15 protein-coding genes and 2 pseudogenes are annotated in these 23,815 nt (G+C 56.7%); 9 read left to right on the plus strand and 8 right to left on the minus strand.

The window, feature by feature from the left end; all coding sequences use genetic code 11:
• Window positions 1–109: 109 nt before the first annotated feature.
• From nodC to Q3C01_RS42185, 9 genes are all read left to right on the plus strand, one after another.
• The gene (gene nodC, locus Q3C01_RS42145) at window positions 110–1,456 is read left to right on the plus strand and encodes a chitooligosaccharide synthase NodC (RefSeq protein WP_458151230.1); all 1,347 of its coding nucleotides are present in this window, start codon (window positions 110–112) and stop codon (window positions 1,454–1,456) included.
• Between the two features lie 14 nt (window positions 1,457–1,470).
• Window positions 1,471–2,100, plus strand: coding sequence for a nodulation methyltransferase NodS (gene nodS, locus Q3C01_RS42150; RefSeq protein WP_458151231.1), 630 nt, complete (start codon window positions 1,471–1,473; stop codon window positions 2,098–2,100).
• A gap of 12 nt (window positions 2,101–2,112) precedes the next feature.
• Window positions 2,113–3,819 (plus strand): nodulation protein NodU, encoded by a 1,707-nt coding sequence (gene nodU / locus Q3C01_RS42155; RefSeq protein WP_458151232.1) that lies wholly within the window; start codon window positions 2,113–2,115, stop codon window positions 3,817–3,819.
• 9 nt (window positions 3,820–3,828) lie between these two features.
• Window positions 3,829–4,743: a nodulation factor ABC transporter ATP-binding protein NodI gene (gene nodI / locus Q3C01_RS42160; protein WP_458151233.1), complete on the plus strand. Its 915-nt coding sequence runs from the start codon at window positions 3,829–3,831 to the stop codon at window positions 4,741–4,743.
• The gene (locus Q3C01_RS42165) at window positions 4,743–5,531 is read left to right on the plus strand and encodes an ABC transporter permease (protein WP_458151242.1); all 789 of its coding nucleotides are present in this window, start codon (window positions 4,743–4,745) and stop codon (window positions 5,529–5,531) included. The genes nodI and Q3C01_RS42165 overlap by 1 nt, the downstream gene beginning before the upstream one ends.
• A gap of 90 nt (window positions 5,532–5,621) precedes the next feature.
• Window positions 5,622–7,670, plus strand: coding sequence for a carbamoyltransferase family protein (locus Q3C01_RS42170; protein WP_458151234.1), 2,049 nt, complete (start codon window positions 5,622–5,624; stop codon window positions 7,668–7,670).
• Between the two features lie 117 nt (window positions 7,671–7,787).
• Entirely contained in the window at window positions 7,788–8,759 is a 972-nt protein-coding gene (locus tag Q3C01_RS42175; RefSeq protein ID WP_458151235.1) for a nodulation protein NodZ, read from the plus strand.
• A gap of 1,591 nt (window positions 8,760–10,350) precedes the next feature.
• Window positions 10,351–12,168: a nif-specific transcriptional activator NifA gene (gene nifA, locus Q3C01_RS42180; protein WP_458151236.1), complete on the plus strand. Its 1,818-nt coding sequence runs from the start codon at window positions 10,351–10,353 to the stop codon at window positions 12,166–12,168.
• A 607-nt stretch (window positions 12,169–12,775) separates the two neighbouring features.
• Window positions 12,776–13,684 (plus strand): LysR family transcriptional regulator, encoded by a 909-nt coding sequence (locus tag Q3C01_RS42185; protein ID WP_458151237.1) that lies wholly within the window; start codon window positions 12,776–12,778, stop codon window positions 13,682–13,684.
• 1,021 nt (window positions 13,685–14,705) lie between these two features.
• Here the strand turns inward: Q3C01_RS42185 and tcuC are convergent.
• From tcuC to Q3C01_RS42225, 8 genes and pseudogenes are all read right to left on the minus strand, one after another.
• Window positions 14,706–16,060 (minus strand): annotated as a pseudogene (tcuC, locus tag Q3C01_RS42190) (tricarballylate/proton symporter TcuC).
• Between the two features lie 136 nt (window positions 16,061–16,196).
• Entirely contained in the window at window positions 16,197–17,084 is an 888-nt protein-coding gene (locus Q3C01_RS42195; protein WP_458151238.1) for a transglycosylase domain-containing protein, read from the minus strand.
• A gap of 1,516 nt (window positions 17,085–18,600) precedes the next feature.
• A pseudogene (locus Q3C01_RS42200) lies at window positions 18,601–18,873 on the minus strand (LysR family transcriptional regulator); the annotation flags it as partial.
• A gap of 377 nt (window positions 18,874–19,250) precedes the next feature.
• Window positions 19,251–20,786: a class I adenylate-forming enzyme family protein gene (locus tag Q3C01_RS42205; protein ID WP_458151239.1), complete on the minus strand. Its 1,536-nt coding sequence runs from the start codon at window positions 20,784–20,786 to the stop codon at window positions 19,251–19,253.
• A 296-nt stretch (window positions 20,787–21,082) separates the two neighbouring features.
• Window positions 21,083–21,754 carry a hypothetical protein gene (locus Q3C01_RS42210; protein WP_458151243.1) on the minus strand — a complete coding sequence of 224 codons (672 nt, stop codon included), beginning with the start codon at window positions 21,752–21,754 and terminating at the stop codon, window positions 21,083–21,085.
• 32 nt (window positions 21,755–21,786) lie between these two features.
• Complete coding sequence (locus Q3C01_RS42215; protein WP_458151244.1) at window positions 21,787–22,536, minus strand: P-loop NTPase family protein; 750 nt, start codon at window positions 22,534–22,536, stop codon at window positions 21,787–21,789.
• Between the two features lie 457 nt (window positions 22,537–22,993).
• Window positions 22,994–23,182: a hypothetical protein gene (locus tag Q3C01_RS42220; protein WP_458151240.1), complete on the minus strand. Its 189-nt coding sequence runs from the start codon at window positions 23,180–23,182 to the stop codon at window positions 22,994–22,996.
• Between the two features lie 273 nt (window positions 23,183–23,455).
• Window positions 23,456–23,815: carboxyl transferase domain-containing protein (locus Q3C01_RS42225; protein WP_458151241.1), on the minus strand; the 360-nt coding region annotated here is incomplete at its 5' end.

Below are 23,815 nucleotides of genomic sequence, written 5' to 3' on the forward strand. Positions count from 1 at the left end.
TCTGCGCAACCAGACGCTGAAGGCGCTCTCCCAACTTATTCCAGCCCTGCGTGATCGCGGGTTCGCGATCTGTCCGCTTTCCCAACTTCACTGAACAAACCGGCGCCCCATGAACCTGCTTGCTACAACTAGTACTGTTGTCGTCTCGTCTTATGCGTTGCTCTCCGCGGTCTACAAGACCGTGCAGGCGTTCCATGCCTCGCCGACACCAGTCTCGTCGGCGTCATCCGATGTGGTCGCCCCTGAGTCCTTGCCGAGCGTCGATGTAATCGTACCCTGCTTCAACGAGGACCCGCGCACGCTGTCAGCGTGCCTGGAATCCATCGCAAGCCAAGACTACGTCGGGCAGCTACGCGTCTATGTGGTCGATGACGGTTCTGGAAATCGCGAGGATGTGGCGCCCGTCCACCATGCCTATGTCTACGACCCAAGATTCAACTTTATTCTCCTGCGGAAGAACGTTGGAAAACGGAAGGCCCAGATTGCCGCGATCCGCCGTTCATCCGGAGATCTGGTCCTCAACGTCGATTCGGACACGATACTCGCGAGCGATGTAGTCAGGAAGCTTGCACTGAGAATGCAAGATACTGCTATCGGTGCCGCTATGGGGCAGTTGACGGCGAGCAACCGCAGCGACTCTTGGTTAGCCGGCTTGATCGACATGGAGTACTGGTTGGCGTGCAACGAAGAGCGCGCAGCTCAGGCGCGTTTCGGCGCGGTCATGTGTTGCTGCGGTCCATGTGCCATGTACCGACGATCAGCCCTTGATTTGCTGCTGGATCAGTACGAGGCGCAATTCTTTCGAGGAAAGCCGAGCGATTTTGGTGAAGATCGCCATCTCACGATTCTGATGCTGAAGGCAGGATTTCGAACTGAGTACGTTCCGGACGCCTACGCTGCAACAGTCGTTCCAGATAGGTTAGGACCGTATCTGCGCCAACAGCTGCGCTGGGCCCGCAGCACTTTCCGAGATACCTTACTTGCGTTGCGCCTGTTGCCCGGTCTCGATCGATACCTGACATTAGACGTTATCGGGCAAAACGTCGGTCCGCTTCTTCTGGCGCTTTCGGTGATAACGGGCATCGCGCAGCTCGCACTTACGGCCACTGTGCCATGGTGGACAGCTCTGATAATCGCATCAATGACCATGGTGAGATGCGGCGTAGCTGCCTTGCGCGCTCGTCAATTGCGATTCTTTGCCTTTTCTCTGCATACGCCCATCAATATCTTTCTGCTACTTCCGGTAAAGGCCTATGCGTTGTGTACGCTAAGCAATAGCGATTGGCTCTCACGCAAGTCAGCCAAAGCTCCGGGCGGAAACCAGGCGCTCAAGCAGAGCCAGGAGCCTCAGCCAGACATCAGCCGGCCTTCGGGATCCGCAGTGCCGATTCGTGGTTCGCTCCGTCCGTCTGGCGGTGACACGACTGCGCTTGCAGCGGCGAGCGATGCGGACTGAGAAGGGGATAGTTCATGAACCTGGATGACAGCTACCAATCGTTAGACCGAGAATTGGCTGCCGATGATCCGTGGCGGCTGGACGGCAATCCGTTCGAGCGAGAGCGTCACACGCAAATGCTCAGGCTTTCGCTTTCCAACGGCTTTATCACGAGTGCGCTCGAGGTCGGGTGCGCAGCCGGCGCATTCACGGAAAAGCTGGCGCCTCACTGCGAACGACTTACAGTCGTCGACGTCGTGCCGCGAGCGATTGGTCGGGCGAGCCAACGGACGAAGCGATGGTCGCACATCACATGGATAGTCTCCGACATTCAACAGTTCTCAAGAACGGAACAGTTCGACTTGATCGTGGTGGCGGAAGTGCTCTACTACCTCCGCGACGTCGCAGAGATGCGTACGGCCATCGGCAAATTGGTACGAATGCTTGCGCCGGATGGTCATCTGGTTTTCGGATCAGCGCGTGATGCCACCTGCCGGGGCTGGGGACATGCCGCTGGTGCGGAGACGATCATCGCAATGTTGAGCGAAACATTGGTCGAGGTCGAGCGGGTGCATTGCCAAGGTGAGTCGGCCAACGAAGACTGCTTGCTCGCTTGCTTTCGGAATTCGATCCGGTCTTCCGTTCCATTCAATGACCGACCATAGCATTGAGGCACCATGCGCATTTGTGGCATCAAGCTGACGCATGACGGGTCCGTCGCTCTTGTGGAGGATGGGCGTTTGGTCTTCTGCATCGAGCAAGAGAAACGCGACAACAATCGGCGGTACTCAACCATCGAGAATCTTGACACAATTGTTCTCACATTGGCGGAGCACGGCCTTCATCCCCGCGATATTGATCAGTTCGTCATCGACGGCTGGAACGGCGAAATCGAATCGCAATTCCAGGTCTTAAGTGGGGCGGAACGTCTCACTCTAAAGGGAGCACCATACGTTGAACGTCCCGAGGGGCTCTTATCTTCACACGAGGGGGATGGGCTTGTGCTCGACGGCAAGAGTGTCTCCTATAAGAGCTATGCCCACGTCACGGGGCATATTGCCTCCGCATACTGCACGAGCCCGTTTGCGAAAGCGGGAGAACCGGCTTTCTGCCTCGTATGGGACGGCTGCATCTTTCCACGACTCTATTATGTAGAGCCGAGCGGCGGCCGCTTCCTCGAATGCCTGTTCCCGATGATAGGCCATGCCTATGCTGTCGCGGGCCATCACTTCGGGCCCTATCGGCAGCCGAACCGGACCTACTGGGACCTTGGGGTTGCGGGCAAGCTGATGGCCTATATCGGTCTGGGCGCGCCTGATGAAGACATCGGGACGGTGTTCAATGATGTCTACGAGAAGCGCTTTGCGGCGGACACGGAGGCTGCTCGGCGTTACCGCGCGAACATAAATGATGCCGAGGCGTCGCTTGCGGCGACGCACGAATTCTTCGAAGAATGCGCACTTCGATTAGACGCCAAGCGACCCGAAGATGTACTTGCATCGTTTCATGTTTTCCTTGAGCGTCTGCTCGTGCGGGAGATGGGCCTTGCTTTGCTTCGGCATTCGTACTTTCCGGGGCCGCGCAATCTATGCATAGCCGGTGGTTGTGGTCTCAACATCAAGTGGAACAGTGCGTTACGTGCGACCGGCCTGTTCGATGCTGTTTGGGTGCCCCCTTTTCCGAATGACAGTGGTTCAGCGATCGGAGCCGCTTGCTCGGCAATGGTGGCGGACAAAGGTTTCGTGCCCCTGGAGTGGTCGGTCTATAGTGGCCCGGCCCTTGCAAGCAGCGATGCATCAGTGGAATGGGACGCCGCGCCCTGCAGTATAAGCGAGCTTGCCGCGCTTCTCGCAACTGAAAAGCCCGTGATCTTCCTTAACGGTCGCGCCGAACTCGGCCCACGCGCCCTGGGTGGCAGAAGCATTCTTGCCGCCGCGACATCGCCAGGAATGAAGGACTATCTCAACGACATCAAATTTCGCGAACACTTCCGCCCGGTTGCGCCGATATGCCTGGAGGACCGAGCGCCGGACATTTTCGATCCTGGATCGCCGGACCCTTACCTGCTCTTCGATCATCAGATGCGGCCAGAGTGGCGAGACAGAATTCCGGCCGTTGTGCACCTTGACGGATCTGCACGATTGCAAACGATCGACAGAACATCCCAGCATAAGGTTGCTGAACTGCTCATTGAATATGAGAAACTCACGGGCATTCCGCTGCTCTGCAACACCAGCGCCAATCACCATGGACGAGGCTTCTTCCCCGATGTCGCAGCAGCCTGCAAATGGGGTCGCATCGAACACATCTGGTGCGACGGCCTGCTCTGGACAAAAATGCTTGAAGTCAAGGTGCCGTCATCCGAGCTGGCTCTGACAGGCTGAGATGAACGCATGTCGAGAGTAGCGATCGATTTTGCCGCTGTGAACAAATCATATCGCGGCAAAGGCGTTGTCAACGGGCTGGCATTCACCGTTGCAGCGGGAGAGTGCTTCGGACTGCTCGGACCGAATGGTGCGGGCAAAAGCACCATTGTGCGTATGATACTCGGCATGGTGCCGCCGGACTCTGGCCAGATTACGGTGCTCGGCAAGCAAGTACCGGCACACGCTCGTTTGGCACGTGCAGGCATAGGCGTGGTCCCGCAATTCGACAACCTCGAGAACGAGTTCACCGTACGCGAGAACTTGCTGGTGTTCGGGCGCTATTTTGGCATGACCGCACGTGAAATCGATGCGGTCATTCCATCACTGCTCGAATTTGCTCGTCTCGAGAGCAAAGCGGACGCGCGCGTTGCTGAGTTGTCCGGCGGCATGAAGCGCCGACTGGTGCTGGCACGTGCGTTGATCAACGACCCGCATCTGCTCGTTATGGACGAACCAACGACCGGTCTTGATCCGCACGCGCGCCATCTGATCTGGGAGCGCCTGCGTGCGCTACTTGCGCGCGGCAAGACGATCCTGCTGACGACCCATTTTATGGAAGAGGCCGAGCGGTTATGCGATAGGCTTTGCGTGCTTGAGGAAGGACGCAAGATCGCCGAAGGCGAGCCTCAGGCGCTAATCATCGAACAGATCGGCTGCGATGTCATGGAGATCTATGGCGGCAATCCGCAGGAATCTATTGAGCTGATCAGGCCTTACGCGCAACGCATTGAACAAAGCGGCGAGACAATTTTTTGCTATGCACCGGATCTAGAACAGGTGCGGAAGCAGTTGCGAGGGGCTGTGGGTTTGCGCCTTCTGGAGCGTCCGCCGAATCTCGAGGATGTGTTCTTGCGGCTGACCGGACGCGAGATAGAGATATGATGAAAACGACTTATGGCGCGGCCATGCCCGCCAACGCGTTTAACTGGATTGCGGTATGGCGACGCAACTATCTGGCATGGAGGAAGGTCGCGCTTGCGTCGCTTCTCGGCAATCTCGCCGATCCGATGACCAATCTACTGGGTCTTGGCTTTGGCCTCGGACTCATCGTCGGTCGTGTAAACGGAACTTCATATATCGATTTTCTGGTAGGCGGGATGGTCGCGACCAGCGCGATGACTTCCGCGAGCTTCGAGACGATTTACGCAACGTTCGCCCGCATGCACACGCAACGGACCTGGGAGGCAATGCTGTGCACACAGCTTACCCTTGGCGACATCCTGCTCGGAGAAGTGGCATGGGCAGCCAGCAAGGCCGTTCTGGCCGGCGCAGGCATCACAATCGTTGCCGCGGCACTGGGTTACGCGGCGTGGCCATCCATGCTGTATGCGCTACCCGCAATCGCTCTTACTGGGTTCGTGTTCGCGAGCTTGGCGATGGTCATTGTATCCCTAGCGCCCAGCTACGACTACTTCGTATTTTACCAAACACTCGTCCTTACACCCATGGTGTTCCTCTGCGGCGCAGTGTTTCCGATCGATCAGTTGCCCGTGGCCTTCCAGTTCGTAGCAGGCCTGTTGCCGCTGAGGCATTCGATTGAGCTCATTCGCCCGGCGATGCTTGGGCGGCCAGTCGGCGGCATCGGTATACATATTGGCGCACTCTGCATTTATGCGGTCGTGCCATTCTTGTTGTCGGTTGCGCTGCTTCTCCGACGTCTCATGCGCTGAGCGGCCGCGGTAGGAAAACACGATGCCGCAGCGAGCAGCCGTGAGCCGGATGGTCCCAATAGAGCCCTCTTTCAATAAATGGAGAGTAAAATGCTGTGTCTCGGAGTGAGCGGCGGATTAGACAAGGTTTATGAATTCCGACCCGAGCTTCCAAGCACATTTCTTCACGACGGCGCTGCTGTGCTCGTGCGTGACGGTCGTGTGATAGCGGCCGTTGAAGAAGAGCGCCTCAATCGGGTCAAGCATTCCAATAAATTTCCAAGCAACGCGATCCAATACTGTCTCGATGCTGCCGGTGTTCGACTGAGCGACGTCGATCGCATCGCGTTCTATGCGACCGAAGCGTATTGCAATGCAATGCTCGAACGCCTGTTTGTCTCGCATCCATCCGACGCTATTCCGATGGATGCCAGGCTCCTGCTGCGGACGATGCTGGCTCAGGAGTTCAACACCGAAGTTGATCCATCGCGCGTCTCATTCGTAAGTCACCACCAGGCGCATGCGGTAAGTGCATTTGCAATGTCCGGATTTGAGCAGAGTCTGGTCCTCGCAATCGATGGCGGTGGTGAGTTTCTCTCCGGTCTCGTGGGCATCGGCTCTGGAACCGAAGTCAATCAACTCGAGAGCTTCCCGGAGAGCAACTCTCTGGGCCTATTTTATCTCGAGACGATCCGGTATCTGGGTTACAGCTTGTTCGATGAGTACAAGGTCATGGGCCTTGCTCCTTATGGCGATCCGGCGCCCTATCGCAAGCTGTTTGAGCGGTTCTACGAGCTCTCTGAGAACGGGAGCTATCGGCTCTACTTGGATCGCATCGGACCGGCGTTGGTCCGCAATATTCAGGTCCGACGAAAAGGAATGCCATTCACCCAGCAACATCGAGATGTCAGCGCTTCATTGCAGGAAGCGCTCGAACGAATCGTGTTTCACATAGTTAGGCACTACCGCGAAGCCACCGGCATGAAGCGGCTGTGCTTGGCTGGTGGTGTGGCCCACAACTGCACCGTCAACGGTAAGCTGCTGTACTCGGGACTTTTCGAGGAGATCTTCGTGCAACCCGCGGCGCATGACGCCGGCTGCGCTCTAGGCGCTGCATTGATGGCATCTGATGAGGTTGGACGGCCCGCGCCGCGCGAGCGGCTGCAGGAGGTCTATTGGGGCCCGGATCTTGGGACCGATCGTGCCGTGGAGCAGGAATTGGCGGCATGGGCTGGGCATCTCGACGTCGAACGCAGTGATGACGTGGCGGGTAGAGCGGCCGATTGGATGGCAAATGGCGCAGTCATCGGGTGGGTGCAGGGTCGGTCGGAGTTCGGACCGCGTGCGCTGGGTAACCGCAGTATTCTCGCCGATCCCCGACCCGCGGCTAACAAGGATCGCATAAACGCGATGGTCAAAAAGCGCGAGGGCTATCGACCGTTCGCACCTTCCGTATTGGAGGAGGATGCGCGCGATTATTTCGATCTCCCAGCCGGAACGGGAGAATTTCCCTTCATGAACTTCGTTGTTGGCGTACTTGATACCAAGCGCGGCTTACTGGGCGCCATTACGCATGTTGACGGAACCGCACGGCTGCAAACAGTATCGCGCAAGTCGAATCCAACCTACTGGCGCCTTATCGATGAGTTCAAGAAGCGGACGGGCGTTCCGGTTCTGCTCAACACCTCTTTTAACAACAATGCCGAGCCAATCGTGGACTCTGTTGCAGACGCCGTTGCAACATTTCTGACGACCGAACTCGACGCCCTGGTAGTCGGCCCGTTCCTTGTCAAAAAGCGCGCGGCAACGCTGGATGATTGGACCTCGCTCGCGGTGTCACTACCGCCCTATGCCTCCCTGTATCGCGTCCGCGCACACACAGCACGAGATCGTCAGGAGACGGTATGCGAGATCCGCACGACCTTCTCCGGCGGCGGTGGTGTGCGCATTTCAGATAGCGTGTTCGATCTGCTGATGCGGATCAAAGGCGAAGCCGTCCTCCGCGACCTCTTCAATTCGATGACATTGAATCAGGCCGAGCGGGAAGTTCTCGTCAAAGAACTACGGAGCCTATGGGAGCAGCGGCGTGTTCGCCTGCATCCTTCCTCACACGCTACTCGGGTGCAGACCGACTGCGATCGTATGGCAGAGCCAGCGTGAACGTCGATCGATGAATACAACCGTGACGACTCTGGAGAGATCTTACGCAGAGTTACCTACCTTGTGATGCGTCCGGTATCGTGACGAGGAAACTGAAATGCGAGTTGATGGTGGTCCATGAAAGAAAGGTTCGTTGTTTCTCGGCGACGTACTGGTTTCGGTGATTGCCTGTGGTCGCTCGCGTCGGCTTGGCAATATGCCAAGCGGACGGGGCGTACGCTGGTTATCGATTGGCGCGGTTCTTGTTATCTCGATGAACCCTTCACGAACGCGTTTGGGGTGTTCTTCGAACCAATTCAGGACATCGCCGGTGTACCCGTAATTTGCGATGATCGGATCAATCAACTCTCATTGCCGGGACCGTTTTTTCCAACTTGGTGGAATCGGCCATCCATCGACTGCGTTTGTCGACCAGACGAGCAGATTTTCCGCGAGCGCGATGAGCTGAGGCAGCTCTTCGAGGCCCAGGATGATACTCACGCGAATACAGTGGTGTGTGATGCTTGTTTGATGTGGGGTTGTGATCAGGATGCCGAGCGACAAATATTTCGGGCCGTCAAACTGCGGTCTGAAGTGCAAGCTCGGATTGACGCGATCTATCAAGAGCACTTCGAGGGTCGCAGTGTAATAGGAGTTCATGTTCGACACGGCAATGGCGAAGATATCATGGGACACGCGCCATATTGGGCCGATCCGGAGCGTGCATTGCAGCAGGTATGCACTGCCATCGAAAAGGCCAAGGCAGCGTCCTACCAAAAGCCCGTGAGAGTGTTTTTATGCACGGACAGCCCGAAAGTTCTGGATCGGGTGTCGTCCATGTTTCCGGATCTCTTTACGACCTCAAAGCGCTTCCAGGCGGTTCAAGCAGGGCCATTACACAGCGCAGAACTGGGAGCGGAGGGAGGGTTCTCTGCTCTCATCGAGATGTACCTCCTCGGTCGATGCGATACGGTGATTCGTTTTCCGCCGACCAGCGCCTTTACACGCTATGCGCGCCTTGTCGCGCCGCGCATTATTGAGTTCGATTTGAATGATCCGAGTCGTCTGATCTTGATCGATGAGTCGCCCGAGCATCACCCGATCTTATAAGCTGCACGCTCACACTCTCGCCGATCGTGCGGCGACTCGTACTTGTCGTGTTGTTGCGCAGGCGGGCATTGCCGAGGTATGGGGGAACCCGCCTCGACGATGGAATTATTTCCGCAACAGATCTGCTGCATCAGAGTGCCAACTGACGCGTTCACGACCTATGTCGCCGAAGCCGCTTGCCGACTGGAGAGCCGTGGAAGTCGAGGTCTCGCTCTAATTTACCACATTGCGCCGGTGAGCGCACCGCCGAACTATGCCGATTGTGGACCACCGAGCCAACGAACCTGACGTACGGGGCTGGTAACGTTCGATTAGCGGGCGTGGCACGACAGTGAGTTCTGATACGTGTGCCCGCGCAACGAGCTGTCGTGCTAGTTGTCTACGGTCTCGCTCAGTTCGTCGCGGGCGATCCCAATTCGATCGAGAAATGAAAGGCTACCGACCGAGGCTTGGCTCCCGGGACCTGACGAAGCTGCGCGACTTCATTTCCCGCGGGTCGAACGGTGATTGAACAAAAAGGCGCACCAGCGGCTGTGACGCAGGTCGTTCAACAAACGACAAACTGTTCGCTTTCCAACAAACTTGGCACTGTTGCCTAGTTGCGCTTGGGTTAGAAATGCGACGAATCTGACTGGAGCGCGCGTCCGCCGGGGACAATTTGGGCAGCTCGAAAGCACGATAAGGATCTGTCGCCTGTGTGGCTGTCGGAGAGCACACGCGTTTAGTGTATTTAATCCGCAAGGCTGTTTTGCGAACGCGACACTGGGTCGCAATCGTATCGACGTTCTTCGTGTTGCACTGGTCCAAATCCTGCACTGAACAAAGCGCAAGCGAGTGAGGCAAGCGGAAGGGAAGAAAGATGTGTTTCGCGCCGTCATATCAGACAACCATGCGCTCTAGTGTCGCATGTCGGAGATCGACGTCCATACGCTTCCTGTTGGTGTGACCTGCAGGCAGCAGTAAGACGAACATGCTGGTGCCGGTTGGAGTTGCGACTTCGGCTCGACCGCCATGGAATCGAGTTTTGCGCTGGCACACCATGTCTTGCGTGCGGCAAGCCGTCGATGATGATCTATATTGGCAAAGGGCGGTAACCGACCGCGATGTCGAGGCCGAGCTGGCGATCGCCGGAAGCCGCCGCGCCGCATGACCGAACTCAAAGAGTTTCGGCGCAAGCGGTTTGTGGCATTACGCAACAGCGCGGCCGGCCCACCCAAGGTGCGGGATTGCGCGCTGCTGACATCGGCGGCGTGCGGCTCTTTAGCTCACGTGCGGCCTGCATGGAGACCCTAGGTAGGCATATCCATTCCAGGAAGCAGTGATGGGAATGCGAAAAGCTCATCTTATGCTCGAATAGAGGAAGCGAAATCACGAGTGATCGCGATCCACGACAGTAGGACGTTTGATGATCTGGCATAAGTACGAAAAATTGTTGCTCCTTCTTGTTGGGTCTGAACCAGATTATTCCAATAGAGGCTTGTGCGCGATTTTGTGAAGCAGCGTGTACCGAATAAAGTCGTCTTGTTTACCGTCGTGCCATGAAAAGATGTTATCTCCTGGCGACATCCGAGTGGGCACGAGATTGAGTGTGATGCAAGACGATGTTTCGAAGTGCGAACTAAGTGCGAGCAAGGAGAGGAAGGGCGACGTCGACGTTGTCACAGTGCATATTGCTGCCGAGTGCGAATGGCCTGGCTCGGAAGGCGAGGCGAACCATCCCGTGGTCGTGCCCTTGAACGAAATCGCCCTCAGAGGAGTTTTCGAAATATCGAACATGCTTGCCAGCCCTTCGCGGCTCGAAGTCGCGCTGGCAAGCGTCCTCGAGTTGCTGCAATCCTCACTGCAGATGCGGCACGGCGTCGTCTCTCTTCTGGCAGATGACGACGTGGCGGAGATTGCGGTCGGTGCCGGTTGGACCGAAGGAAGCGATGAACGCTACCGGATGCGCCTGCCCCAAAAGGCGATTGAGGAGATTGTGGCGACGGGCATGCCTTTCGTGGCTGAAGATGTTGCCACGCATCCGGCGTTTAGCGCTGCTGACATGGACGTGCTCGGGGCCAGCGATCACATACGGTTATCCTTCATCGGAGTTCCCATCAGCGTCGACGGAAAAGTAGTCGGTACCCTGTCGATCGAGCGTGTGCCCGACATCGACTCGATGTTCCCGCTCGATTCCGATGTCCGGCTACTCACCATGATTGCCAACCTGATCGGACAGGCGGTCAAGCTCCATCGATTGGTCGTGCGCGACCGCAAGCGCCTCATGGCGGAGAGCTATCGGTGGCAGAAGGAGCTACTCGAATTTAAGCAACCCGCGCGAGAGCGTAAAAGGGTTCACATTGATGGTATTATCGGTACCAGCCCGGCGCTACGCGGACTGCTCGACAAGATTGCGGTGGTAGCCAAGTCGAATGCCACAGTTCTGTTGCGGGGTGAATCGGGCACCGGCAAGGAGCTGGTAGCAAAAGCCATTCATGAGTTATCTCCGCGTTCTAAGCGGCCGTTCATTAAGATGAACTGCGCCGCACTGCCTGAGACGGTGCTGGAATCGGAATTGTTCGGTCATGAAAAGGGGGCGTTTACAGGTGCCCTTAATTCACGCAAAGGGCGTTTCGAGCTTGCCGACAAGGGTACGCTGTTTCTGGACGAAATCGGCGAGATCTCGGGCTCATTTCAGGCAAAGCTGTTGCGGGTCCTGCAGGAACAAGAGTTCGAGCGGGTCGGTAGCGGTCACACGATGAAAGTTGATGTCCGCGTGATTGCTGCAACCAACAAGGACCTGGAAGGGGCGGTGGCAAAGAACGAGTTTCGCGCCGATCTCTATTATCGTATTAGCGTTGTTCCATTGCTGCTGCCCCCGCTGCGTGAAAGACGTAGCGACATTCCGCTGCTTGCAACTGAGTTTCTCAAAAATTTCAACAGCGAAAACAGTCGTACGTTAACTTTCGATCCGAGTGCTATGGATGTGCTGATGAATTGTGGCTTTCCGGGCAATGTGCGTGAACTTGAAAACTGCGTGCAGCGGACCGCTACATTGGCGCCAGGGCCGTTCATCGTCAGGCGCGATTTTGCTTGCTGTCACGGTCAATGTCTGTCTGCCCTGTTGTGGAAGAGCGGATTGGATCAAACGAAGCCGCGGGCCGCTGTAATTAGTGAGCTATCGGCGAAACCAGTTTTGCCAGCTCCTGAACCAGCTGCGTCGATTGCCGTCCTAACTCCACCTCTCGAGGCCGCGCCGGCCGATGGTGCGATCGTGAGTGGTGCGAAGCTGACGGATCGTGATCGCCTCATTGCCGCAATGGAAAAAGCTGGCTGGGTTCAGGCAAAGGCCGCGCGCCTTCTTGCACTAACGCCGCGCCAAATCGGCTATGCGCTCAGGAAATATGGCATCGAAATCAAGCGCCTGTGAACGGTTGCTGGATCTGGTCCATGCTGTTAGGACACGCGAGTGTGAAGTGACGGGAGGCCTGCGCGTCCAAGAAGAAACAGCATCGGAGATCGGACACCGATGGCAACGTGTGTCCGGCGTTGCCATCTTAGCCGCGCCCACTACCGTCTTCCGAAGTCGGCAACCTGCGCTCGGCGGCGCCGGCAGCAGCGGATCGCTCTCGTGAGCGATCACCACCGACGTGCCGTCAATGGCCTCGAAGCGATCGCCGATCTCTGTGCCTTGCCCCGGCGTCAGTCCGTGATCTGTGAGAGACCGGGCTGATCTAGCGACGTCGTCGGCGCCGAAGATGAGGCTGTCCAATCCGACGATTTTCATTGTTCTGGCTTCAGTCCATTTTGCAATGTCATGACTCGACGTCGTCGGTGTGGTTCGAGCGTTCATAACCATTCTCACGCTCGGCGAGAATCCTTAACGCGTTTTCTTGCGGCATGCAGAAACGATTTGACCATTCGAAAGTCCACGCGTTCTCCTCCGGCACTGTCGAGCGACTCGTCACGCATCTTGGAAATCCATTGTGGAAGGATATGACGTTGATAGAGCTAGATAGATCAGTAGGAAGGACTGGATGCGTTTCAATAACAGGCTTGACCTCAATCTTCTCGTCGCGCTCGATCACTTGCTTAACTTACGCAACGTAAGCGCCGCAGCGGCACGAATGAACATGACGCAATCCGCAATGAGCAGCGCGCTCCAGCGTCTGCGCGATTATTTTGAAGACGAACTTCTAGCCAAAGTGGGCCGCAACATGGAACTCACACCGCGAGCCGAATCGCTCAAGGTCTCGGTGAGAGATCTGCTGGTTCGGATAGAAGGGACAGTCGCCGCATCCTCGCAGTTTGACCCTTCGAAGTCGGAGCGCTGCTTCACCATCCTGGTTTGTGAGTACACGCTCGCGATAATCGCACCGGCGCTGCTTTGTCATTGCGAGCGAATTGCACCAGATGTGAAGTTCAATTTTGTAAGCCAGGTTGCCGGGCTGGAACGGCTGCTCGAACAGGGAACGGCCGATCTACTCATCATTCCGAAGGAGTTCTGCTCGAACCGCCACCCCTCGGAGGTAATTTTGCATGACGATTACTGCGCTATCGCATGGAGCAGGGGGCGTTACGCAAGCCGCAAACTTTCGAGAAAAGAATTCTCCAGGGCGCCCCACGTTGTAATGCGAGCCGCCGAAAACCGTCAGTCACCCGAAACGCACCTTATAACGCAGCGCGGCGTAGAGCGCCGAATAGACGTGACCACCGAGAGCTTCAACGGGCTGCCCGGGCTGGTCGCTGGCACCAATCGCATCGCGACGACGCATAGGCGCCTCGCAAAGGAGGCAACTGGCCGGCTACCGATCAAGATCGTTGAACTTCCGTTGAAGCTCCCGCCCATGAAACTATCCGTGCAGTGGCACAGGTACAGATCGAACGATACGGCCTTGATCTGGCTCCTTGAGATGATTCGGGCAACGGCAAGGAAGTTAGACTGACCTGCCAAATGCGGGGAAGTCGAACGGTCAAAATGGCCACACACGCTTTATTTGTGCTTGGTGGATCTTGTGCTATCTCGGCGGTCGGTTGCGATATGAATCTTCTTTGCCGGGCGCCGCCGGGAGCTTGACGAAGAGCCTCCTCTCGAGTGCTTAATTAGGCAGAGAGACCGTTGAAGCTTTGTAGCTGAAAATTGCTCGTCGTTAGTCCTGTAGCGGATGAGACGATACAGGATGTGGCACCTCTGGCCCTCTATGCTCGCCGCGTGGTTCAGGGGGAGGCCGAAGAATGAGGGTGGGTGGCACCAAATGCAAGGCGCCTGATCAGTGCCCTGGAGAGCCGCACCACCAACTAGAGCGGCACTATAATCCCGGCCGCCGTCCTAGTTCGGTACGTAGATTACAAATGGCGTTGTTGGCCAAATGAAGTACATTTTTTTCTCCTGTTCTCAATGAATGTTCCAGGTGGGCTCGTAGCCTAGCCCGCAGCAACGTCTCAGCATTGTGAGTCAGGAATGGATCTTTCTCTACGAAGCGCCATGACTTCTCAAACGCCACGCTTACCAGAGTGTCGAATGTGTGCTCCTGCTTGGGTGAAGTGTAATCCATGGATAGAAACTCCAACAAGATATCCTTTTTCAGCGACGACTCGCCGCTGGACCGAGAAGGTAGGTTGAAAGCGGCGCTGAGTACTCAGTCATTCAGCTCGTGAACCCATGCCTATACGGGTGATTGTTGAAGCGATGATGACCGCTGCTGTGCAAATCTCCTTCAGTATCCAAGCTCGGTATTCTAGTAAACTTTGCCGGGATTGGCGCCTCACGTGATAGATAAAATCTATCGTCGATCCGCAGGTCGGATCCGTTAGCTCCGTGCGGGCTAGGACCCCATTGATGCGTCACAGCTGCTGGGCCAAGTGCTGTTTCTCGCCTACGTGCATAGGCCACGCCTCGGGGGCCCGACGATCTCTGGGGCGACTATGATGGGCAGGCTGAAGTAAGTCACCTATTAGCCGTCTCGATTATTGTCTGGTCAGTTCGAGATCCAGCTCACGGTTGACGCGCTCAGGCTGCGACGGCTTTGTCACTCTGGACGGCTTGAGGGGCGGCGGGTAGACGGTGAGTGTCCCCATGATGCCGAGTATGGCCGCTAACATAAGCCAGAAGCCGGGTGAAGCTGGATCATTCGTTTGATCTATCAGCCAAGTCGAGGCGAACGGCGTAAATGTACCAAACAGCGCGGCCGCTAGTGAAAAGGCCAACGAGAAGCAAGTGGCGCGCACGCGCAGCGGCACGATCTCCACCAGGCATCCCAGCATCGCACCGCTATAGATGCCGAAGTAGAATGAGAATATCATTTCGACGGCGAGGAGCTTGGCGAAAGAGGGCTCGTTCACGAGCCAATCTAAGGCTGGGTAAGTGGTCACCAACGCCAAGATGGCCATGGTTAGGAGAACCGGTTTGCGACCCGTCCGGTCGGAGACAGCGTCGCCAATCGGATTCCAAATAAAATTAGTCACCGCGACGAGGAGGGTGACCGACAGTGATTCGTGTGAAGATAGCTTAAGTACGGTTTTGCCGAATGTTGGTGTGTAGACGCTAATGAAGTAGAAAGTTGTGGTGGCGAGGATCGCAATCATCATGCCAAGGACGACGATGCGCGCATTTGTGACAGTCGAGGCAAAGACCTCAGAGCGGTAGGACGGCTCTTCAAGGCCAGAAAGTCCGGCGTTTCTTCGAGAGTGCGGCGCAGGAGGAAGATCAGCGGAATGATGGAGCAGCCCGCAAAGAACGGAATGCGCCAACCCCAGGCGAGAACGGTATCAGGCGGCATCATCTCGCTAAGAATGTAGCCGAGGATCGCTGCGACGAAGATCGCGACCTGCTGGCTCGCCGATTGGAGCGAGGTGTAGAAACCGCGGTTTCGGGGCGTCGAAATCTCCGATAAATAGACCGAAACGCCACCGACTTCTACGCCAGCGGAAAAGCCCTGTAGCAGGCGCCCAAGCAGCACGATCGCGGGAGCGGCAATACCGATAGTCGCATTCGTCGGACAGAATGCGATGACCACCGTGCCGGTTGCCATGATCGAGAGCGTAAGGATTAGACCCCTGCGACGGCCGATCCGATCGATATAAGCGCCGAGCACGATAGCGCCGATCGGGCGCATGAGAGCGCCCAGCCAGAACACACCAAATGTGTTAAGCAGCGAAGCGGTTTCATCATCCGATGGAAAGAATGCCTTCGCGATAGCGTCAGCATAGAAACCGAACAGGAAGAAGTCGAACTGCTCGAGAAAATTTCCGCTCGTGGCACGCAAAATCGTACCGATGCGTGATTTTATCGATAGTCCGTGCGGGACGGATGAATACGACATCGTTCTTTTCCCGGTTGAAATGGCCAGAAGAATGCATTCCGGTCCGGCCGTGATATGTTGCCCACAAAGTCGCAAGGCGCCTTGGAGTTTCGGCCTGTTTTCGGGGAGCGTTCACATGGTGGAGGCAGTTGCAGGGCTAGTTCGGCGACGTCGTCTTGCCTCGCACCACTAGTCTGGCCGCATCGGACCGTGCTCTGAGCACTTGGTCCTCAGTCATGAATCCAGCTTCGACCAGGTTGTCCAGGACGACGTTGGCGCGAGCCTGCGCGGTGGCCAAGTCGAGGTGAGGGACATAAGTTGTCGGTACCTTGATCAGGCCGACCAGCATGGCAGCTTCCGCGAGATTGAGGTCGCGGACCGGCTTATTGAAGTAAAAACGCGCGGCACCATCGACGCCGAGGGCGTCGCCGCCCATATCGACGTAGTTCAAATAAAGTCCCAGGATTTCATCTTTGGTCAGGTGCCATTCGAGCCAGACCGCAAGGAATACTTCTTTGATCTTTTGTCCGACGCCGGGCCCGGTGTTCGAAAGCAGGGTCCGGGCGAGTTGCCGGGTGATAGAAGAGCCATCCTGGTGAACGCGATCGTTCTGCATTCTTGTCAAGAGAGTATGGAGAGCACCTGGCAAATCGAGGTCGAGATGGTCGTAAAAGTGGCGGTCCTCGGTTGCGAGCGTAACCTTGATCACCGCATCAGGAAAATCCTCAAGAGGGACAAGCCGATGATCGATCTGCCTGCCGCCAATCGGATTGCAGTACCGATCAAATAGACAGGCCGCGACGTTGGAAGCCTTTAGCGGATCCTCTTGCAGGGGAGCGCGAATCGTGGGGACCGCAAACGCCAACAACAGGATCAGTCCGCCAAAAACCAGGGTCAGGGCTTCGGAAACAGGTTCGAGAAGCAGCCAGCGCTGCCATTGGGCGAGGCAGATGCGGTCTTTAGGCCTCGAGTAACTGCCACATAGTGTTCGCAACTCCCTTGCGCAAACGCGGGTGGAAACGAAAAAGAGCTGGCGGTCCGACAAGCAGTGCCGGATAGTGGTCCTCCAGTTCGGCGGTATAGTCTGACTCACGTGAATCTTTCAGTTCAAATAGGAGCGTGGGGCCTGGGGCTGGCGTCTTTCTAAGGCGCGGCGGCAAGTCCCAAGGCGGTAGTTGGATATCCCAAGCGTCCGCTGCCATTTGGCGCAGGACCCAGCAGCGCGAGCCACTGACATATCCACTGCTGCGTCCGAGGGCGCTTGCGGGCCGAGTGGGTGTCGTGACTTCAGCTCACAGGTCCGCTCAAGATTGCGGAAGCCGAGCAAAACGACTCGAGTTCCTCTGTGAAAAGGTCTGACAGTCCAAATGGATCCATCCTGGCCGCATGGACGATTGATCGCCGATGCCCACCTGAGAATCGCTCAAGCCATAGTTTCTTCGAGCGCCGAATCTTGTGAGCCGTATCGAAACAAATGACGTTCTGGCTGGGCATGGATGCTCCCGCAATCTGAGTGGATCCTGCTCTCGAAATCGGCGAGCAGATTCGGCCGCCCACATAGGGGGCAAGTGTGGCCCCTTTGCGCGGTCGCTGAAGCCATAAATCGGCAACACCTGACATCCGTCGCAAGTGCGTCAACTTTCGTCAGAAAAAATCGACGGGAACGGTGTTGTCAAAAGATGAAGTCGATCCTGTCCGCGGGCTCAATGCTGTCTCGTTTGCGGACACGAGGAAACCCCGAGGGAAGTCCAGCCGGCCTTAGGTCTGTGCTCAAGGCCCCGCTCGTAGTGTGATTGCCCGTCCACTGTGGCGTAATTCTTGAACTTTGTGGCATCCCAGAAATGGGGAATTCAAACAGACGGCATCCTCGGGAAGCATGGGACGCGATGGACGGGTTTTTTCGAGGAGTTGTTCGGGCGTGGTGAAAACCGGTTGGCAATGTTCCCAAAGGGCAATGTGCGGCGCGGGGCGTTTCAACACCAGAAATTTAAACGACAATGATTGGCGGCGCCCGTCCTATTCCAACACAATATCAGGCCAAGCTAACGGCAGGTTTTCATACTACGGCCGATGCCGGGTACGAGTTTTGCGCAACAGTTCTTACAATGTCGGTGGATTTGCCGGCCGGACCGACTACGGCCAAAAGTCTGGACACGATAGGATGCGCGCAGATCGGCAACCCCAACCTGACGAGGGCGGCTCGCCTGCTCGCGTTCGCTGCGCCAGATCGGTCACGTGTTGAAAGAGTACGGCCTTGAGATCGAGCCTACCAAAAGCGATGACATTATTTCGCTCAAAAGGAAGGCCGGGCGGTTCGCTGCCGCCGAACGGTCTGCCTGTCATAGCGGCGCCATTCATGCCGGTATGTCTCGGCGAGGTTGACCCGAAAGCGTCTCTCGCTGATCTCCTCCATCGCGGAAACCGGACGTTCGTGCGAAGGCGCGTCGTAAAAGTGATCGTCACGTCTGAATTTCTGCGCCAGGAATTTAAGAGGTCACGGCGCCGGCCTGCACGTGCTGAATCTTAGCAAGATCGTCGCGGTCGAGCGTATCGCCCTTGAAGCGAACGTTGAAGGAGGCGGTGCCGATCTTCTGCAGCGCTTCGCGAACATCGCGCGCATAGGCCTCGCCGGCAGCGGTCAGGCGGATCATGTGGCCCTCACGCGCAAAAAGTTCGATCTCGAGCTGCTCCTCCAAGCTTTTGATGTGCCGGCTGACCGCGCTTCGGGTGAGGCTTAGCTCGCGAGCTGCTAGGGTCACGCTGCCTGTTCTGGCCGTGGCGTCAAAAGCTGCAAGCCTTGCGGTGGATGGAAGAAACCGGCGGGATGTTTGCATTCTTGCTCCAAATGAGGATCGTCGTTTAGCAACGATGAGTGCGTCGAAAAGACGGCAATGCAGACCTAAGGAGGTGTCTCTTCCTCCACCGATTGTTCGCTTCAATTCGCTGGCCGTTACTCGTCGAAACTGCTTCAGTTGAGGGGGACACGAGCTGCGCCGGATGGATAGCTCCCGCACGATGTGCCTTGAACGCCGGAAGGATGGCGAGCAGTAGGCCGACAATGAGTCAGAACCTACGGTGTAGACGGTGCAAGACGATCCGCAGTTCAAGGTCCTGCTAAGAATCGGTCCGAAATTTCTTATCAAGCGCTCCATCTTGGATGGGCTGGCTGCGGTGGTCCCGGATCCATTGCAAGGAACCCCGGTTCCGATCGTCAATTGCTGAAGTCCCGCTCGCCTGATCGTGAATCGAGTTTTCTGAGTACATTATGCTGAATCTTGCCCAATGGAGTTCGCGGCAATTCTTCCGTGAAAATGACTTCGCGTGGCACTTTGAAGCGTGCAAGATGCAATTGCACATGCGCTATGAGAGCCTGCGCGTTCGCCAAAGCTCCGGGGCGCCTGATCACATAGGCGACCGGTACCTCGTGCCATTGTGGATCCGCCCGGCCGATGACCGCGCACTCCGCAACATCAGCGTGCTCTAAGAGCACGCGCTCGACCTCCGCCGGATAGATGTTTTCCCCACCGGAAATAATCACGTTCTTCTTGCGGTCATGAACCCAAAAATAACCGTCGCTGTCGCGACGGGCGATGTCGCCAGTACGATACCAGCCGTCATGCATCGCCTCGCGCGTGGCTGGTTGATTGCCCCAATACTCGTGCAAAACATTGGGGCCGCGCACTGCGATCTCACCCGGCGTCCCCGCGGGCAACTCCTTACCGGCATCGTCCATGACGATCGCTTCGCAGCATAGTCCGGGTAGGCCGGTCGACCCCTGCCGCGAAAGGTCACCGCCGAGCCTCGTATAGACCGCAATGGGGCTCGTTTCTGTGGAGCCGTAAACCTGGAGCACGGGCACGCGCCGCGCAACCAAGCGATCAACCAGATGCTGCGGCACGGTCGTTGAGCCCACCGAGACAGCTTTCAGCGACGACAGATCGGCCGTCGACCACCTAAGGTCGCCAGTCAAGGCTTGAATGATCGCAGGCACCAGTACGGTCAAAGTCGGCCGATCATGCTTGAGTGCCGCAAAGGTGGCGTCAGACGTAAACCGTGAATGGATGGTGACGGTCGCGCCAAGATGCAATGCCGGCGTCGTCTGAATGTTGAGCCCGCCGACGTGAAAAAGCGGCAATACCGTCAGCACATGATCGTCGGATGTGAGGGCGTGCATATGCTGGCTCATCACCCCGTTCCACAACAGGGCTTCCTGGCTCAGCACTGCTCCCTTTGGTCGGCCTGTGGTGCCTGAAGTGTAGACGATCAGAAGCGGATCGGCCAAATCCGCGGAGGGGTTGTAGCTGTCTCGATGTATCTGATCCAACAGGCCTTCCCAGGGGTGCGCTCCGGAAGAAGCAAAGTCGAAGCCCACAGTCGTGACCTCGGGCAGTGTCTCTGTTAAAATCGGCAGAAGTGCTTCAAAAGCCTGCTCGACGACCAGAAGCTTGGCCCCCACATCGGACAAGATAAAAAGCTGCTCGGTGACCGCCAGCCGCCAATTCAAGGGCACCAATATCGCCCCCAGTCGCGCACAAGCGTAGAGGAGAACGAGGTAATCAGGGCGGTTGAGGCTGAGGAGAGCAACGCGATCGCTTCTTTTGACGCCGAGCGCAAATTTCATGGCACGTGCTGCACGGTCGATACGTCCACTGAGATCGGCGTAACTTAAGGTCTCGCCTTCGAAGTGGATCGCGGGCCTATTAGGAGCGAACGCTGCGTTGCGCTCAATCAGTGTGCAGAGATCCACCTTCTTGATCCTCTCTTTGGGTTGTTACAGGGCTCTCAGCTGAGTTCTTCGAACCAGCGTTTGTCAGCGTCTATTTGACGGTTGTGATTGTGTATTAGGCTTCGGAAGCCGATGTAGCCAAACGGGCAAAACGTCAGTGTCCTTCAACACTGGCTGCACAGCGAAATTGCCGGGAGTTTGGCGTCAAGGCTCCGTATGGCGGAGGCCGTGGCAGGTGCGGGCCCCGCACCAGACGCGTTCGGCATCGTCGTTGGAGTCGATCGGCTCGCATTTTCGTGTCAGTCGCGCGGCACGGGTCAAAACGAACACTGCGGTATCAAACTCAACTCGAGATCACGGAAGCTGGTGTAGTTCCGCCGAATCCACTGATGCAGCTCGCTCGAGGAATCCCTTTCGTGGCGTAGATAGCCGGTGAAAGATAAGCCCAGCCGGCAGATAAAGGCATTCAGAAATATCGGCAGCGCCGCGAAGCGGAGCACGCGGCCCCGCTTCATGGTCTCGAATAGCTCGCCGCGGACAACGAATTCGTTATGCACGGTTATCAGTATCTGCGGCGGAACATGCCGCCGTAGCATCTCATGGGCGCGCGCTGAGACGCGGTCGATGTCAGGCATGAACAGTATGATTGGCACGACGTTGTGCAGTATGGCCTCGCTCAAGAAATCGATCTCGCCGCACATTTTGAAAAACTCGTCAAAGGCGTGGAAGCCGAGATCAATCACCTTGGCCACGCTATCATTGAGGACCAGTCGATCAACGAGCTGCATCTTGCCATAGGTATCCATGACATCCGCTGTCTCAGTGATAGTGGGGAGGTAGTCGAGCAGCGACGGCTCCTTCAAGTTGAGGTCGAAGGACAGCACTGTACCGTTTTTCAGCAGCAAGAACTCGCTCAACAGCCGCGCGATCAGCGTCTTGCCGACCTGTGGGCTGGCAGAGCAGATGATGTAGACCGGGGTTACCAAAATTGCGATCCAGCGCTGCATGAGTCCTCGATCGACTACCTCTCGCCCGCGCGGGTCACCGACTTGGCGCCGGCGAGGTCTGTCAAGTTGATGCGGTCATATTCGCTCCAGACATTGGCAAGCCAGTGCCGGACGTAACCGCGCAGCACGAAAGAATAGTCCGCGAGGTCGTCGTGCGGTCCCTTGTTCGCGACAAAATTGACGAACGGGACGGAAGCGACTTCGACCTGTTCATAGGCCATCTCGTTAAGCTTCGGAATCGTCAAGTCAGTGGCGTCTTTGATGCGGTGGAAATAGGAATTGTACGTTGACTGGTCCCATTGAAAGAATTGCGTATCGTTGATGAAGTTCTTGACCAGGTAGTATTTTGCACCGCCCATGAAACTGCTCGTTTCGGCGATCTCGTCCAGCGAGGCGATAGACGATCCCAATACGTGGAATACGGCAAAGGTGATCTGGCCCGATCGCGCGGCGTCCAAAAAGCCTATATCGCGCAGGGACGCTAGCGCTGGAGACATCAGTCCAGCGCGCACGTCGATCACGCTGACGGACAGACCGGAGTTCAGCGTATCGAAGATCTTCATCTGGTCCGCGGTCTTGGTCATATCCACGATTTCGGTGATCGCGGGGTGAAAGCGCTTGAGCGTCCCGCGGGGCGACTCGGTGTCAAATGCGCGTGTCTGCACGTTATTCGCGCTAAAATAATCCAGAAGCGTCCGAGATACGGTCGTTTTGCCGACCCCTCCCTTGTCCGCACCGACCACAATAACAACTGGCTTTACCATAGAAGTCCTCTCAAGTGTCTCATTCAATCCACGCGACCGCGAAGCGCGTCGTCTGCGTGGCTGCGGTCCTGCGTTCGACGCAATCATGGCCCAATGTGGAGTTCGTTTCGATTTGTGAGATATTGACAGCCGCTGCTGGTCGCGCATGCGGCGGTCCATCGTCGCTTTGGAAGGGATGACATCTTAGTTCATGTTTGCGTCTCCATCTCCGAGTGGGTGTCTGAAACTTAGATTGTCATCCGAACCTGTGACGAGCGGCAGCATTAGACAAAGCGCAACGGAAAGTACGATTGCGATCGCAGCAACAAAAGTGCGCTTGTCCCAATGCCTCCCTTTTCGAAGATCCCGATGCGCCAATTTATGATCGCCACGCGAGCGACGGTCATCAACATCAACGGTGTCAGGCCGCGGCGAAGGTACTGGGAAGGGCGGATGTCCACGGATCGGTTCCTACAAGTCAGGTGAGACGGATCGCCAGACCGGCACTCTCGAGCGCTTCCAGGATCTCACTTGCCATACGCTGCGCGCCGCCGTTGTGGTTGTCGATCTGGCTAGATGCCACGACGCCGGTGATTATGGAGCATGCTCTCTGACGCTCGGCGAATGTGTCCTCAACATAGTCGCCACATGCCTTGCAATCGATCACAGGGCGGCCGCTCCATGGATCATGGTATGCGGTTTGATCTCTGGCATGACATTTCGGGCATTGCATTTATCAGGCTTTCGGCGTGTTTGAGTTTAAGAGTCATTGTTGTCGATGAAGACAAGTTCATTCCCAAGGAGATGATTAGCGCGTCAGAGGGAAAGGCCCCGTCCAAGTGAGTTAGAGCCCTTCTATTCGTGAAGCGTGCGTCGGCGCGACGAGGGGTAACCGAAGCCTTGTCAAGGTCGTTGTGCGCGAGCCGCGGCCTACATTCATCTACATTCTGAAGATGCCATAGTGTGGTACTTCGATTGGAGAATTAAGCGAAGCACTCAAGGCGATTGAGAGTGCGTTTCTGGTGTCTATGGGATCCAGAATGCCGTCATCCCAAAGCTCGGATGTTGCATAATAGGCACTCGATCGCTCCCGATACTCTTCCAAGATCGGCTCTCGAATGGCTGCTAATTCTTGGTCGGACAGACGCCCGCCGTCACGGGCCAACTGCCTTGCTTTGACATGGGTTAGCACGCCAGCCGCTTGCTCGGCGCCCATGGCCGAAATCTGAGACTGTGGCCAGGTAAACATAAAGCGTGGATCGAAGGCTCGACCTGCCATGGCGTATGTCCCCGCTCCATG

It is taken from the genome of Bradyrhizobium sp. UFLA05-109, assembly GCF_054185165.1.

What these genes read in the sequence shown, in the direction of transcription:
- nodC (WP_458151230.1), top strand. Translation starts at nt 110, where the DNA reads ATGAACCTGCTTGCTACAACTAGTACTGTTGTCGTCTCGTCTTATGCG.
- nodS (WP_458151231.1), top strand. Translation starts at nt 1,471, where the DNA reads ATGAACCTGGATGACAGCTACCAATCGTTAGACCGAGAATTGGCTGCC.
- nodU (WP_458151232.1), top strand. Translation starts at nt 2,113, where the DNA reads ATGCGCATTTGTGGCATCAAGCTGACGCATGACGGGTCCGTCGCTCTT.
- nodI (WP_458151233.1), top strand. Translation starts at nt 3,829, where the DNA reads ATGTCGAGAGTAGCGATCGATTTTGCCGCTGTGAACAAATCATATCGC.
- Q3C01_RS42165 (WP_458151242.1), top strand. Translation starts at nt 4,743, where the DNA reads ATGAAAACGACTTATGGCGCGGCCATGCCCGCCAACGCGTTTAACTGG.
- Q3C01_RS42170 (WP_458151234.1), top strand. Translation starts at nt 5,622, where the DNA reads ATGCTGTGTCTCGGAGTGAGCGGCGGATTAGACAAGGTTTATGAATTC.
- Q3C01_RS42175 (WP_458151235.1), top strand. Translation starts at nt 7,788, where the DNA reads ATGAAAGAAAGGTTCGTTGTTTCTCGGCGACGTACTGGTTTCGGTGAT.
- nifA (WP_458151236.1), top strand. Translation starts at nt 10,351, where the DNA reads ATGCAAGACGATGTTTCGAAGTGCGAACTAAGTGCGAGCAAGGAGAGG.
- Q3C01_RS42185 (WP_458151237.1), top strand. Translation starts at nt 12,776, where the DNA reads ATGCGTTTCAATAACAGGCTTGACCTCAATCTTCTCGTCGCGCTCGAT.
- Q3C01_RS42215 (WP_458151244.1), bottom strand. Translation starts at nt 22,536, where the DNA reads ATGGTAAAGCCAGTTGTTATTGTGGTCGGTGCGGACAAGGGAGGGGTC.